This is a genomic window from Nitrosomonas oligotropha (genome assembly GCF_009833085.1).
Classification (GTDB): Bacteria; Pseudomonadota; Gammaproteobacteria; order Burkholderiales; family Nitrosomonadaceae; genus Nitrosomonas; species Nitrosomonas oligotropha.
Map to the genome: position 1 here is coordinate 133648 of NZ_QRBZ01000031.1, position 14780 is coordinate 148427.

A 14780-nucleotide genomic window follows, 5' to 3' on the forward strand; every position below is an offset into this window, starting at 1 on the left:
CTCTTTGGTTTGCACCTTAAAAATCATTGATTGGACATTCTAACTCTATTTTGTCAAATAGAACAGAACAGTTCATGTTATAGAAATTTGCTATCAAACTCTCATCCTACTCTTTACATTTGTCTTAATCACTGGGGGGATCCATTCATTTCTCAGCGATTTCCGGTGTTACTTTTTTCCGAGTCCTAATAAATATAATTCGTTGCTGCGATTGCGCGAGGCTTCCGGTTTTCGTACCGAAACGCTTTTGAATCCGGCGCGCATATCGCGATGAAACTGATCAAAATCCCTGCCTTGAAAAACTTTGACTAGGAAATTTCCGCCATAGTTCAGTTGCTCCATCGAGAATGCCAGCGCCAGTTCGGCCAAGTACATACTTCTGGCTTGATCGCTGACTACGATACCACTCATATTGGGCGCCATGTCTGAAATGACAAGATCCGGCTGCCGCTCCTCCAGATGTTTTCTTAATTCCAGCAAAGTACGTTCTTCTCTAAAATCGTCCTGAATGAATTCCACACCGGGCAAAGGCGCCATTTCCAGAATGTCCAATGCAATCACTTTCCCTGTCCGGCCTACTTTCTGGCTGGCGACTTGAGACCAACTGCCGGGTGCAGCACCTAAATCGACAACAATCATACCGGATTTAAGTAGATGATCCCGTTCGGCGATCTCAAGCAGCTTGTAAGCGGCGCGAGAACGATAGCCTTCTTTCTTGGATTGCTTGACGAAAAAATCATTAACATGTTCTTTCATCCAAGCTTTGCTGGTTTTAGCCCGTTTCATCAAGTAAAATAATACGTTTAAAGAGAATTTATGTTAACACTAACAATTGCTCAGCGGCGTGAATTGAAAGCGCAAGCACACGCGCTGAATCCGGTCGTAATGATTGGAAAATCGGGATTATCCGCCACGGTTATTGAAGAATTGGAGCGCGGACTTACAAGTCATGAACTGATTAAGGTTAAGGTTCAAGTCGACGATCGGACTGCCAGGAATGCGCTGTTTGAAGAAATCTGTGAGAAGCTGAGTGCCGCACCGGTGCAGCATATCGGAAAAACTTTTGTTATTTACCGTCCCAAAACGGAAGAAGCGGGTAAAAAAACCGAACGTTCCGCGCAAAAAAAGAAGCGCGAGCCGTTTCGCACCAAACGCAGTTATCAGAATTGAGCGTTAGCGGCATCAAACGTATTTGACATCAAGTATTTCATATTCACGTAATCCGCCGGGCGCCTGAACTTCGGCGATATCACCGGCATATTTGCCGATCAAGGCGCGTGAAATAGGAGAGCTGATGGAAATTTTTCCATTCTTGATGTTGGCTTCATCGTCGCCGACGATTTGATAAGTCACCGTCTCGCCGCTTTGCAAATCTTCCAGTTCAACGGTGGCGCCGAAAACACAAGCACCATCGGCGTTAATCAGTGCAGGATTGATGATCTGAGCGCTGGAGAGTTTACTTTCCAGGTCGGCAATACGGCCTTCAATAAACCCCTGTTTCTCCTTGGCAGCATCATATTCTGCATTTTCGGACAGATCGCCGTGCGAACGCGCCTCTGCTATCGCCGCGATGACTGCGGGGCGATGTACGGTTTTCATTTCGTGCAATTCTTTGCGTAGCGCTTCCGCTCCGGCTACTGTTAAAGGGATCGTGCTCATTGTATTTTTTTGCCTTTCATTTACATTCTGTTCCGTGATAATCAGAGAAAACCGGAAGCTATTTTTTACTTATGCCTTGAGTTGTACATGCAATTTCTGCAAATTATACGCTTGCAGTTCACGCTTGCTGGTAATGCCCACGCATGCTGCGCGCGCCCCCGCTAATGTCGTATAGTAGGTCACTTTCGCCTGCAAAGCGGCATGACGGATCGAATAAGAATCCTTTATCGCGCTGCGCTGGTTTTTGACGGTGTTGACGATCAAGCTGATTTCACCATTCTTGATCATGTCGACAATGTGCGGGCGGCCTTCCGCTACCTTATTGATAATGATGACGTCGATCCCCGCTTCGGTTATAGCTGCGGCAGTACCGCGCGTAGCATAAAGGGTGAAACCAAGTTCTGCAAGGTTGCGCGCGATTTCAACCGCATGCGGTTTGTCCGATTGGCGCACACTGATGAAAATCTTACCCGAAGTGGGGAGACGGACATCGGTCGCCAGTTGGGATTTCACAAAGGCTTCGGCAAAAGTGGTGCCCATGCCCATGACTTCGCCGGTCGACTTCATTTCCGGCCCCAGTATCGTATCAACGCCGGGCAGCTTGATAAAGGGGAAAACCGCTTCTTTGACCGAATAATACTCAGGAATCACTTCTTCGGTAGCGCCCTGGTCAATCAAGCTCTTACCAGTCATGCAACGCGCCGCAATTTTGGCCAGCTGTAGACCGGTTGCCTTGGAAATGAAGGGTACCGTGCGCGATGCCCGGGGATTGACTTCGAGGACATAGACGGTGTCGTCTTGAATCGCGAACTGCACGTTCATCAATCCAACCACATGCAGCGCTCGCGCCATTTCGGCGGTCTGGTAGCGCAATTCGTCGAGCATTTCCGGCTGCAGATTGAAGGTCGGCAGTGAACATGCGGAATCACCCGAATGCACACCGGCCTGTTCAATATGTTCCATGATGCCGCCAATCAGCACGGTTTCTCCGTCGAAGATGGCATCGACATCGACTTCCGTGGCGTTAGTTAGAAAATGATCCAGCAGCACCGGGGAATCGTTGGAAACTTTAACGGCTTCACGCATGTAGCGTTCCAAATCGGCTTTTTCATGCACGATTTCCATCGCGCGGCCGCCCAATACGTAGCTCGGCCGTACCACCAGCGGATAGCCGATTTCCTCGGCGGCGATCAAGGCGGCTTCCGGATTGCGTGCGGTGCGATTGGGCGGTTGCCGCAATCCCAGTTGTTGCAGCATTTGCTGAAAGCGTTCGCGATCTTCCGCGCAATCGATCATATCCGGACTGGTGCCGATAATCGGCACGCCGTTGGTTTCCAGATCGCGCGCAAGTTTAAGCGGTGTTTGTCCGCCATACTGTACGATCACGCCATCGGGTTTTTCCACCGCAACGATTTCGAGCACGTCTTCCAGTGTCAATGGTTCAAAATACAGGCGATCCGATGTGTCGTAGTCGGTGGAAACCGTTTCCGGGTTGCAATTGACCATGATGGTTTCAAAACCGTCTTCGCGCAGCGCCAGAGCCGCATGCACACAGCAGTAATCGAATTCGATGCCTTGCCCGATGCGATTAGGTCCGCCGCCCAGCACCATGACTTTCTTTTTGCCGGATGGATTGGCTTCGCACTCGTCTTCGTACGTCGAATACATATACGCCGTACTGGTCGAGAACTCGGCCGCACAAGTGTCGACACGTTTATAGACCGGGTGCAGATTGAATTGATGGCGGCGCGAACGGACTGCGGTTTGCCCGGTATTGAGCAGCTTCGCCAGGCGCCGGTCGGAAAAACCGCTGCGTTTCAATTTGCGCAGCGCCAGATAATCCAGAGCTTCCAGCGCCGTACCGGTTATTGCTTGTTCCTGTTTGACCAAATCTTCGATTTGCGCCAGAAACCAGAGATCGATGTGCGTCAGCTGATGCACTTCTTCCAATGACAAATGACAGCGGAACGCATCGGCGATAAACCAGATCCGCTCGGGGCCGGGATTGGCCAGTTCGGTGTGGATGGTTTCCAGGTTGTCGGTTTTTTCGTCCAGGCCGTCTACACCGGTTTCCAGTCCGCGCAATGCTTTTTGCAGCGATTCCTGGAACGTGCGGCCGATTGCCATCACTTCACCGACCGATTTCATCTGTGTGGTCAGGCGGTCATTGGTTTGCGGAAATTTTTCAAAAGCAAACCGCGGCACTTTGGTGACGACATAATCGATGGTGGGCTCGAAGGAGGCCGGGGTAATACCGCCGGTGATATCGTTGCCCAGCTCGTTCAGCGTGTAACCGACGGCCAGTTTGGCGGCGATTTTGGCAATGGGAAAACCGGTCGCTTTCGATGCCAGCGCGGAAGAGCGCGACACGCGCGGATTCATCTCGATCACCAGCATGCGGCCGTCGTCGGGGTTGATGGCAAACTGCACATTGGAACCGCCGGTTTCCACGCCGATTTCCCGCAGCACCGCAATCGATGCATTACGCATCAGTTGATATTCTTTATCGGTGAGCGTTTGCGCCGGTGCGACGGTAATCGAATCACCGGTATGCACACCCATCGGGTCGAGGTTTTCGATCGAACAGACAATGATGCAGTTGTCGTTTTTATCCCGGACCACTTCCATCTCGAACTCTTTCCAGCCGATCACGGATTCTTCGATCAGCAGTTCCTTGGTGGGCGAGGTTTTCAATCCGCGTTCGCAGATATCCAGAAATTCTTCGCGATTGTAGGCAATGCCGCCGCCGCTGCCGCCCATGGTGAACGAAGGGCGGATAATGGCCGGATAACCGAGCATCGCTTGAACCTGCATGGCTTCTTCCAGACTGTGCGCAACCGCGGAGCGGGCCGAGCCCAAGCCGATACGGGTCATCGCCTGCTTGAATTTTTCCCGGTCTTCCGCCATATCGATGGCTTCGCGCGAAGCGCCGATGAGCTCGACACCGTATTTTTCCAGCACGCCATGCTTGACCAGATCGAGCGCGCAATTCAATGCGGTTTGCCCGCCCATTGTGGGCAGTAGCGCTTGCGGCCGTTCGATCGCGATGATTTTCTCAATCATGGTCCAGGTGATCGGCTCGATATACGTGGCATCGGCCATTTCCGGATCGGTCATGATGGTGGCGGGATTCGAGTTCACCAGAATGATGCGATAACCTTCTTCACGTAAGGCCTTGCAGGCTTGCACGCCGGAATAATCAAACTCACAAGCTTGGCCGATAATGATCGGGCCAGCACCGATGATGAGAATGGACTGGATGTCGGTACGTTTAGGCATACTCTCTAGCGGATGAACATGGCGTAATTATTGGGAATGCTGGCTTTTATAGCGCTGCATCATGGCGATGAATTTATCAAACAAATAATCCGCTTCATGCGGCCCTGGGCTGGCTTCCGGGTGACCCTGAAAACAGAAGGCCGGTTTATCGGTTAACTCGAATCCTTGCAGACTCCCATCAAAGAGCGAGACATGCGTAATCCGCGCGGTTGCGGGCAATGTGTCGATATCGACGGCGAAACCGTGATTCTGGCTGGTGATGATCACTTTGCCGCTGGCCACATCCTGCACCGGGTGGTTGGCGCCGTGATGGCCGAATTTCATTTTAATGGTGCGCGCGCCGGTGGCTAGCCCAAGCAATTGATGGCCCAGGCAGATGCCGAATAGCGGGATATTCTTTTCCAGCAAGGCTTGCGTGGCGGAAATGGCGTAATCGCACGGCTCCGGATCACCGGGACCATTGGACAGAAAGATACCGTCAGGCTGTGTTTTCAGAATCTCCTCGGCCGGGGTTTGCGCCGGGAATACCGTCACCTTGCAGCCGCGCTGCGCCAGTTTGCGCAAAATCGTGCGTTTAATGCCGAAATCGAAAGCGGCGACGTGAAATCTGGGATTGTCCTGAGTCCGGAAACCGGATTCGAGCGACCATTCGCCTTCCGTCCATGTGTACGATTGGCGGCAGCTCACCACTTTGGCGAGATCCATCCCGGCCAGTCCGGGGAACGCCCGGGCAGCCTGCAATGCTTTTTCCTCGTCGATATCGCCCGCCATGATGCAACCGGCTTGCGCGCCTTTTTCGCGCAAAATCCGCGTCAATTTACGCGTATCGATTTCAGCGATGGCGACGACATTCTGTTCTTGAAGGAACTCCGGTAATGTGCGGGTTTTACGAAAACTGCTGGCCATGAGCGGCAGATCACGGATCACTAATCCGGCGGCGTACACTTTATCGATGTTACCGGATTCAAAATCTTCCGGATTGGTGCCGGTGTTGCCAATATGCGGATAAGTCAGGGTAATGATTTGCTGGCAATACGACGGATCGGTCAAAATTTCCTGATAACCGGTCATCGCCGTATTGAACGCCACTTCCCCAGTGTTGATGCCTTCAATGCCAATAGACACGCCACGAAAAATTGTTCCATCGGCAAGTGCGAGGATGGCGTGCGGTCGTTGTGACACAAAAAACTCCTTGGAAACTGACAAGATCTGGAAAATGGACTGGGGCTATTCAGTGAAATACCCCAGCTATTGAAGACGGAATTATACGTGAAAAAGGTTTATTTTTGTATGTGCGCGGTTTCGCATGCAACAAAGTTGTCTAGGCGTTCCGGATAATCGGGCAACCGGGTTGCGCATTCCATGCCGGAAGGAAGAAAGTAAGTCCCGGTTTCCTTGCGGTTGTTTGCATTGATCATCGATGCAGCGGTCGTCACTGGGGCTTTTTAAAGGAATGGTAGTGCAAGTTTTGTTTTTAAAACGATAATAGGGCAAAATTTGCCCATTTTTCTTGGCCGGTATTTTTGCAGTGCGGCAATTCATTGCGATCAAACCCCGTCAGGTTTTGTGCGCTATCATCGGATCAATATTATAAGAACGAATAATCATGCATGTCTTCAAGTCTAAAATCGATAACTGGGTACTGGTTTGTTTGTTGCTATCCGTCTCCGCTTGCCTGATGGGCGCATCCGTCCCGCTGATGATCGGCGGCATCACTAACTATGTGTTTGCGGCGATCATATTGATTGCGGGTGCTGGCTTTCCGATCTGGATCTATGCTTCGACCCGGTATATCGTCAGCGGCGATAATCTCAAGATCATCAGCGGCCCGTTTACATGGGATATTCCCATTCAGTCGATCGTATCCCTGCAGGAAACCCAGATCGCGGCGACAAGCCCGGCTTTGTCGTTCGATCGTCTGCAAATCACCTACGGAGAAGATAAAGTCATCATCGTCTCGCCAATCGATAAAGAAAAATTCATACAAAAACTGGGTAAGGAAAAATTAATCGCTAGCGCTCAGCGCAGCGAGACAAGAGCTGCTGTGAAGGATTCCAGAAAAAAGGCTAAGAAAAACAAAACAAACCGGAACAATACTTAGGTCATGATGGTGAGCGGAAAGGGCTCAGCGGCAGAGCGCCATCGTGCGATGCTTTCCGGAATCATGCCCATTCATCATCGCTTGCAAAATCCTAATGTAGATGGTCATCTTCGCATATTGATTTATCATTGAGGTAGTCATGGGTAATGCCAAGCAAACCAAGTCTCAGCTATTGGAAGAACTGCAGCGATTACATTCCGAATTGGCTGCTGTCGAGTTGATGACCGAGAAACGTACTCATGAGCTTTATGTCAGTGAGGAACGCTTTTCGTTGGCGATGCGCGGCGCCAACGATGGGCTGTGGGATTGGAATCTGGAAACGGATGAAGTGTATTACTCGCCGCGCTGGAAAAGCATGCTGGGTTATGCGGAGGATGAGCTGGCGAATCAAATCAGCACCTGGGAGAACCTGGTTAATCCCGATGACAAAATTGTCGTGCTGGAAAAAGTGCAGGATTACTTCGATGGCCGCAAAGATTCGTTTGAGGTTGAAATGCGCATGCGCCATAAGGATGGCCACGAAGTTTTTGTGCTATCGCGTGCTTTTCTGGTCACGCGCGCGACGGACGGTAAGCCGTTACGTCTCATTGGCACCCATGTCGATATCACCGAACGCAAAAAAGCCGAAACCTTTGACAATCAATACGCCGAAATACTGGAGATGATTGCGATAGGGCGTTCCGCGCCGGATATTTACGATGCGATTGCGCTGATGTACGAAGCCCGCCACCCCGGCATGCGCTGCTCGATGCTCGAATTGAGCGGCAATAAATTGCTGCACGGCGGCGCGCCCAGTTTGCCGCAGGCTTATTGCGAAGCCGTGCACGGTCTGGAAAACGGGCCCAGTGTCGGTTCCTGCGGGACATCCACTTTTACCGGGCAGCGGGTGCTGGTGGAAAATATCGAAACTGATCCGAAGTGGGCGAAAATCAAGCATTTTGCGCTACCGCACGGCATGCGGTGTTGCTGGTCCGAGCCGATCAAAAGCTCGAGCGGAAAAGTGTTGGGCGCATTCGGCATGTACTACAATCACCCCGCACTGCCGGACGAGAAGGAATTAAAAGATCTGATATCCGCCGCCCGGCTGACGGGAATCGTCATGGAACGGGATCAAGCGCAAAAACGTATCCGTAAGCTGGCGTATACCGACGAACTGACCGGACTCGCCAGCCGCGCCTCGTTCATGCAGCGCATGGAAGAAATCACCAAATCGTCTTCCCGGCACGGCCGCCGTTTTGGGCTGTTGTACATTGACCTGGATAACTTCAAATGCATTAACGACAGCCTGGGACATGACGCCGGCGACTTGTTGCTTAAAACCATAGCAGTGCGATTGATCCATACTTGCCGGGACATAGACTTCATTGCCCGGCTGGGCGGCGATGAGTTCTGCATCCTCATTGAAGAAGTCGAAGCGGATTACGCCGCCAATGTGGCGAAACGCTGTCTTGAAGCCATATCCCAACCGATCGGGATTTATTCCAGAAAAATCGCCCCGGCTTGCAGTATCGGCATCGCCTATTATCCCGATGATGGCGAGAATCTTTCCGCTTTACTCAAGGCGGGCGATATTTCGCTGTACACCGCCAAGGAGAATGGAAAAAATCAGTATGCGTTTTATAAAGCCGAGCGGACTCACAAGGCCGAGTATCGTTTTCAAATCGAGCAGAATCTGCGGGAAGCCATCGAAAAACAACAGCTGTCCCTGGTGTATCAACCGCAAATCAATATCATGAGTGGAGAAATTTTTGGCGTCGAAGCGCTATCGCGCTGGTATCACCCGCAATTGGGACAAGTCCCGCCCAATGATTTTATCGCCACCGCCGAAAGAATCGGCATGATCAAACCGCTCACCGAATGGGTGCTGCGCACCGCTTGCAGTCAACTGGTGGCCTGGAAGCAAGAAGGCTTTCGCACGCTTCGCATGGCCGTCAATATTTCCCCCAGTCTTTTTCTGGACAAAGGATTTGTGTTGCTGGTCAAACGCATCATCGATGAAGTCGGCATCGCGCCGGCCGAATTGGAACTCGAAGTCACGGAAGGCATCGTGCAAACCGACCCGCGCAATCTGACCATTTTTCAGGACCTGAAAGATCTGGGCGTGTTACTGTCCATCGACGATTTCGGCACCGGTTATTCCTCTTTCGCATCGCTTAAGCACTTGAAAGCGGATTACCTGAAAATCGACAAATACTTTGTTGACGACATGCTGACCGACAAGAAAACACTCACTCTGGTCAGCTCCATGATTGAAATGGGGCAGAAACTTGGCTACGGCATCATTGCCGAAGGCGTGGAAACATCGGAACAACTGAAAATTCTTAAGAACCTTGGCTGTGAGATGGTGCAGGGCTATCTGTTCAGTAAACCGGTCGCTCCCAGTAGCATTTCAGAATTTCTGAACAATCAAACGCACAAAGCGATTCTTGTTCAAGGCCGGTTGGGTGAGACTGCGTAGTTGATTATGCTTTGCGGGTAGAACTGCTGCTTAATTCTTGTAAACTGAAAGGCCCGATGTTTCTGGTGTGTTTATCTTCTTATTCGACCAATGAATCAACGCTTCCCTAATCGGCATTTCTTAATCGGCGTTCTATTGTTGTGGTGTTGGACGTCGTTTGCCGCAGCGAATGAAAAAATTGTTCATGTCATCGATTTTTCCGGCAACTCGAATGGTAGCGCCGTTTCCTGGTTGAAGGAGCGAGGATTCGAGCTTCAACTGGATGCAAAAAAACTGAACCCTAGATTTGAGAATGATGCCCTGGTGATCAGCGCGGACGGCGAGATGGCGGGATTGTTTGGCTTGAAGTTGAAGCAACAGAACTTTATTCACAATGTGAAGCGGGTGGAAATCGTTTGGGGCGTGAACAAGTATCCCCAGGGCGCAAATTGGAATGCGGGAATTAACAGTGTTCCCATTGCCGTGATGTTGTCCTTTGGAACCGAAAAGCTTTCAAGCGGTTTGCCTTTCGGCATTTATGCCGCGCCCTATTTTTTGAGTCCTTTTATTGGCAAGGCCGAAGAAGTGGATCGAATGTATGTGGGCAAGCTATGGAAAAAGAGCGGGCGATATTTTTGCGTGGCTTCCGGGAATCCGCCGGGAACAGTGATTACCACCGATTTTGAAGTCGATGAAAAATTCCGCACCACTTTCAACCACGATAAAACACCGCCGATCACAGGAATTGCTTTCCAGGCCAATACCAACAATACCCAAGGCGGCGCCGAAGCGTTTATCAAGAAGATTACCTTTTTGTCGCGTTAAGTGTCTATTCGTCCGGCAAGATGAAATGCAAGGTTGAGCTTCCTTTGACAGATCAATCTATTGCGCTTAAGAGAAGCAGAATGAATACTAATAGTGGTGAATGAAAGTAAACCGCCAACTTCAAAATGATGCCAGTGAACACATCAACTATCTATATTGGTGCCTAGCCCAGTACCGAAGCGTTCTTCTGGACAAAAGAAAGTGCGAGAAGCAACCGCGTCAAAGTGTTCGCGAATCTCAGGAGCTATTTTCGTGAGAGGTGACTCTCCAGTGACTTCAAAGAGACTCTCGATGAGTTCGAGAAGAGTCAAATCTAGAGACTTTGGTTGGAAAACCGTTAGCTCGAAGCTAGGGCGCGGTTTCTTGGGCTGAAGGGACGTGAGTGTAACCACGTATTTTCCGAGTACTATGATCGGATAGATTCGGTTATCAAAAAACTCGATTGAATTTTCGATAGAATCCAGAAGTGACTTAGGTGATAACGAGGTCTCATAAGCAAAGATCGCATAGCGAGACCTCGGGTCGGAACAGACCATCTTGGTGGTAATCATCGAATTCAATGCTGATCGGAGTTCTTGTCGAGTAAGTTTGGACTTGACCTCGATGCAGGCCACTACTGAATTATGAAAGTAAACGCCAAAGTCACCGATCTCTTCGATCGGGGGGTACTTGCGGGTGTCGATGATGAGTAGGTCTTGCTCAGAACTCGCACCATGGCCAGGGATGTAGAATGCGCCGTGGCGAATAACTAGGTGGCTTGGTAGTACTCGTTGAAGTACGGCTGCTAGGTAAAGCTCCCGCGAGCGACCGATTGATGGAGCATGCCGAAAGAGATCCGAAATTCGCTGATACTGGGAACATAATTCTTGTGCCCACGATGCGTAGACCCTCAAAAGACCGGGATCTGTATGCGTGTCAGTTGTGTGAATGCGCGAGTTTCTAGTGAGACCGGGCTTGGTGGAAGATGGCATGGGGGAAATTTGGTTAACTATAATTAAGCATCTGAGATGAATGGAGATAATTCGTCATAAACAAAATCTAATACAAATAGCTGTTATGGTTTCCAATATAAACACCAAAGCATCTATCACCCCACCCCAATCTCAATCAACACCTCATTCGGATTGACCGATTCGCCTTTGATCACGTGCACGGCTTTGACAATGCCGCTGATCGGGGCGGTGATTTCGGTTTCCATTTTCATCGCTTCGGTGATCAGTACCGGTTGACCGGCGGTGACTTTCTGGTCGATTTTGACGAGCACGTCGAGGATGTTGCACGGCATGCTGACAACGACATCGCCTTCATTCGAGGGGCTGCGGCGTTTGCTGGCGATGGCGCTTTTGACGGCGCCTTGGGTGCCGCCGTCGAGTACGATTTCATCGAGGGTTTCGACGACGATCTCTTCCGGCATGCCGTCGACCATGAAATAGAAGTGCCGCAGCGACTGATTTTTCGGGCTGGTACCAGTGACTTTGACGTGGTACGACTCGCCGTGCAGCGCGACGTTGAATTCGGTCGGCGCTTTTTGTACGCCGTTGGCCGTTGTTGCCGCCATCTCCAATGGTTCGGGAACCAGATTTCCGGTTGAGCGTAGTTCCAGAAACTGCTTGCCGACTTCCGGGAACATGGCGTAACTCAGCACGTCTTCATCGTTCGATGCCAGATGACCGATTTCCCGGCGCAGGTGGTCGAATTCCGGTTTCAGCAGATCGGCGGGGCGGCAGTCGATGATGTCCTCTTTACCGATGGCGCGTTTTTGCAGTTTGGCGTCAATCGGCGCCGGGGCCTTGCCGTAGCCGCCTTGCAGATAACGCTTCACTTCGTTGGTGATGGTGTCGTAGCGCTTGCCGGTAAGCACATTGAGCACCGCCTGGGTGCCGACGATTTGCGAGGTTGGCGTGACTAGCGGCGGATAACCCAAATCTTTGCGCACGCGCGGAATTTCCGCGTAAACCTCGCTGATGCGATCCAGCGCGTTGCGCTCCTGCAATTGATTGGCCAGATTCGAAATCATGCCGCCGGGCACCTGAAACACGTGCACACGGGTGTCGACGCCGGTGAATTCGCTCTCGAAACGGTGATATTTTTTTCGGATTTGCGCGAAATAATCGTTCACTTCTTGCAATTTTTGCAGATTCAGGCCGGTATCGTGATCCGTGTCTTGCAAGGCCATGACCAGGCTTTCGGTCGGCGGATGACTGGTGCCGCCCGACCACGACGATAAGGCGGTGTCGACATGGCGGCAACCGGCTTCGATGGCTTTCAGCTGGCACATTTCGGCCAAGCCGGAAGTGGCGTGCGAATGCAGATGGATCGGCAGATCGGTGGTATCTTGCAGCGCCTTTACCAGTTCGCTGGTCGCATACGGGGTCAACAGACCGGCCATATCCTTGATCGCGATCGAATCGCAACCCAAAGCAGCCAGATCTTTGGCCAGTGTGACGAAGCTTTTGACGTCGTGCACCGGGCTGGTGGTGTAGCAGATCGTACCTTGCGCGTGTTTGCCGGATTCTTTGGTGGCTTCGATGGCGGTTTTGAGATTGCGCACGTCATTGAGCGCGTCGAAAATGCGGAACACATCCATGCCGTTGGCCGCGGCGCGTTTGATGAACGCGCGCACCACATCGTCGGAATAATGCCGGTAGCCGAGTAAATTCTGCCCACGCAGCAACATTTGCAGCGGTGTGTTCGGTAATGCGGCTTTCAGTTTGCTCAAGCGTTCCCACGGGTCTTCCTTCAAAAAGCGCAAACAGGCGTCGAACGTCGCGCCGCCCCAGCATTCCAGCGACCAATAACCGATGCTGTCGAGCATTGAACAAGCCGGTAGCATGTCTTCGGTGCGCATGCGAGTGGCGATCAGGGATTGGTGCGCATCGCGGAGAATGACGTCGGTAATGTGAACTTTTTGCATAGCGTATCCTTGATTGACCAGTGAATCCCTACAGACCCGTGTGCGAAGCGACGACCGCCGCGATCACGCTGGCCAGCACTTCCGGGCGGGGTTTATCGGAATATTGAACGAGGTTCGGGTTTTGTTCGACAAAACCGGTATTGAATTGCCCTATACGGAATTGCGGGTGTTTCAGAATCTTCAAATAATACGGAATCGTGGTTTTGATACCGAACAATCCCATATCGCGCAACGTGCGCTCGCCGCGCTTGATCACATCTTCCCAGGTCAGCGCGCTGACGATGACTTTCGCGACCATGGAATCGTAAAAGGGCGGGATTTCGTAACCGGTGTAAATGGCCGTGTCGGTGCGCACACCCGGGCCGCCCGGCGCGTAATAGCGGGAAATGCGGCCAAAACTGGGCAGGAAATTATTTTTCGGATCTTCGGCGTTGATGCGGAACTGGATCGCATAGCCGCGCCGGACAATTTCTTCTTGTTTAAAGCGCAACGGCAAGCCCGCCGCCACGCGGATTTGTTCCTCGACGATGTCGACGCCGGTGATGGTTTCGGTGATGGTGTGCTCGACCTGCACGCGGGTGTTCATTTCCATGAAATAAAACCGTCCGCTGTCGTCGAGCAGAAATTCCACCGTGCCTGCATTGGTATAACCGACCGATTTCGCGGCAATCACCGCCAGGCCGCCGATATACTGGCGTTGCGCTTCGTCGAGTTGCGGCGACGGCGCGATTTCGATCAATTTCTGGTTGCGGCGCTGAATCGAGCAATCGCGTTCATACAGATGAATGACATTGCCGTGATGATCCGCCAGCACTTGCACTTCGATATGCTTCGGATTGACGATGCATTTTTCCAGGAACACATCGGCGCTGCCGAATGCTTTGGTTGCCTCGGAAATCACCCGCACGTAATTGCGTTTTAATTCCTCGGCATTATCACAGCGCCGGATACCGCGTCCGCCACCGCCGGAAGTCGCTTTCAGCATCACCGGATAACCGATCTGCCCGGCAACTTTCAGTGCTTCGTCGACCGAATGCAAATTGCCTTCCGATCCCGGTGTCACCGGAATACCGGCGGCGATCATCGACTTGCGCGCCTCGGTTTTATCGCCCATGCGATGAATCACGTCAGGTTCGGGGCCGATGAAAATCAAGCCGCGCTCCTTACAGGCGCGCGCGAATTGCGCGTTTTCGGACAAAAATCCATAGCCGGGATGTATCGCATCGCAACCGGTCGCCAGCGCCAGATCGACCAGCGCGTGAATATTCAGATAACACGCCATCGGCTCGCTGCCGATACAGTACGACTCATCCGCTTTCTTGACATGCAGCGCGAAACGATCCGCTTCCGAATAGATCGCCACCGAACGGATGCCCATCTCGGCACACGCCCGAATGATGCGCACAGCAATCTCGCCGCGATTGGCAATGAAGATTTTACGTAACATCATTTTTGGGGCCGCTTTGAAAAACGTAATGCCGGTATTCTACCTGATCGATTCCGGTTAGGGCGTTTGAAAGGAAACTTGAGAAACTGCTGTGCTGATAACCCGATGATCGTCTTCT

General features: G+C 51.7%; 12 protein-coding genes. 4 read left to right on the forward strand and 8 right to left on the reverse strand.

What is annotated here, in order from left to right; all coding sequences use genetic code 11:
* Window positions 1-168: 168 nt before the first annotated feature.
* Window positions 169-786, reverse strand: a complete 618-nt coding sequence (locus ABD07_RS10445) for an RlmE family RNA methyltransferase (protein WP_160818207.1) — start codon at window positions 784-786, stop codon at window positions 169-171.
* A gap of 30 nt (window positions 787-816) precedes the next feature.
* Here ABD07_RS10445 and yhbY point away from each other — a divergent pair, with 30 nt between their 5' ends.
* Window positions 817-1170, forward strand: a complete 354-nt coding sequence (yhbY, locus tag ABD07_RS10450) for a ribosome assembly RNA-binding protein YhbY (protein ID WP_160818208.1) — start codon at window positions 817-819, stop codon at window positions 1168-1170.
* A gap of 12 nt (window positions 1171-1182) precedes the next feature.
* On the opposite strand, the gene greA is transcribed toward yhbY, so the two are convergent.
* The 4 genes from greA to ABD07_RS10470 form a co-directional block, all read right to left on the reverse strand.
* On the reverse strand, window positions 1183-1659 hold the full coding sequence (greA, locus tag ABD07_RS10455; protein WP_108697492.1) for a transcription elongation factor GreA: 477 nt from the start codon (window positions 1657-1659) through the stop codon (window positions 1183-1185).
* A 69-nt stretch (window positions 1660-1728) separates the two neighbouring features.
* The gene (gene carB, locus ABD07_RS10460; RefSeq protein ID WP_160818209.1) at window positions 1729-4938 is read right to left on the reverse strand and encodes a carbamoyl-phosphate synthase large subunit; all 3210 of its coding nucleotides are present in this window, start codon (window positions 4936-4938) and stop codon (window positions 1729-1731) included.
* 27 nt (window positions 4939-4965) lie between these two features.
* Entirely contained in the window at window positions 4966-6120 is a 1155-nt protein-coding gene (gene carA / locus ABD07_RS10465) for a glutamine-hydrolyzing carbamoyl-phosphate synthase small subunit (RefSeq protein WP_160818210.1), read from the reverse strand.
* Between the two features lie 98 nt (window positions 6121-6218).
* Complete coding sequence (locus ABD07_RS10470; protein ID WP_160818211.1) at window positions 6219-6374, reverse strand: hypothetical protein; 156 nt, start codon at window positions 6372-6374, stop codon at window positions 6219-6221.
* 170 nt (window positions 6375-6544) lie between these two features.
* On the opposite strand from ABD07_RS10470, the gene ABD07_RS10475 reads away from it, so the two are divergent.
* From ABD07_RS10475 to ABD07_RS10485, 3 genes are all read left to right on the forward strand, one after another.
* Window positions 6545-7039: a PH domain-containing protein gene (locus ABD07_RS10475; protein ID WP_160818212.1), complete on the forward strand. Its 495-nt coding sequence runs from the start codon at window positions 6545-6547 to the stop codon at window positions 7037-7039.
* 139 nt (window positions 7040-7178) lie between these two features.
* Entirely contained in the window at window positions 7179-9497 is a 2319-nt protein-coding gene (locus ABD07_RS10480) for a bifunctional diguanylate cyclase/phosphodiesterase (protein ID WP_160818213.1), read from the forward strand.
* A gap of 90 nt (window positions 9498-9587) precedes the next feature.
* Window positions 9588-10301 carry a DUF3047 domain-containing protein gene (locus ABD07_RS10485; RefSeq protein ID WP_160818214.1) on the forward strand — a complete coding sequence of 238 codons (714 nt, stop codon included), beginning with the start codon at window positions 9588-9590 and terminating at the stop codon, window positions 10299-10301.
* A 143-nt stretch (window positions 10302-10444) separates the two neighbouring features.
* On the opposite strand, the gene ABD07_RS15350 is transcribed toward ABD07_RS10485, so the two are convergent.
* The 3 genes from ABD07_RS15350 to ABD07_RS10495 form a co-directional block, all read right to left on the reverse strand.
* Window positions 10445-11272 (reverse strand): DUF6602 domain-containing protein, encoded by an 828-nt coding sequence (locus ABD07_RS15350; RefSeq protein WP_420813527.1) that lies wholly within the window; start codon window positions 11270-11272, stop codon window positions 10445-10447.
* Window positions 11273-11388: 116 nt separating this feature from the next.
* Window positions 11389-13215 (reverse strand): sodium-extruding oxaloacetate decarboxylase subunit alpha, encoded by a 1827-nt coding sequence (gene oadA / locus ABD07_RS10490; protein ID WP_160818215.1) that lies wholly within the window; start codon window positions 13213-13215, stop codon window positions 11389-11391.
* Window positions 13216-13243: 28 nt separating this feature from the next.
* On the reverse strand, window positions 13244-14662 hold the full coding sequence (locus tag ABD07_RS10495; RefSeq protein ID WP_160818257.1) for an acetyl-CoA carboxylase biotin carboxylase subunit: 1419 nt from the start codon (window positions 14660-14662) through the stop codon (window positions 13244-13246).
* Window positions 14663-14780: the final 118 nt, after the last annotated feature.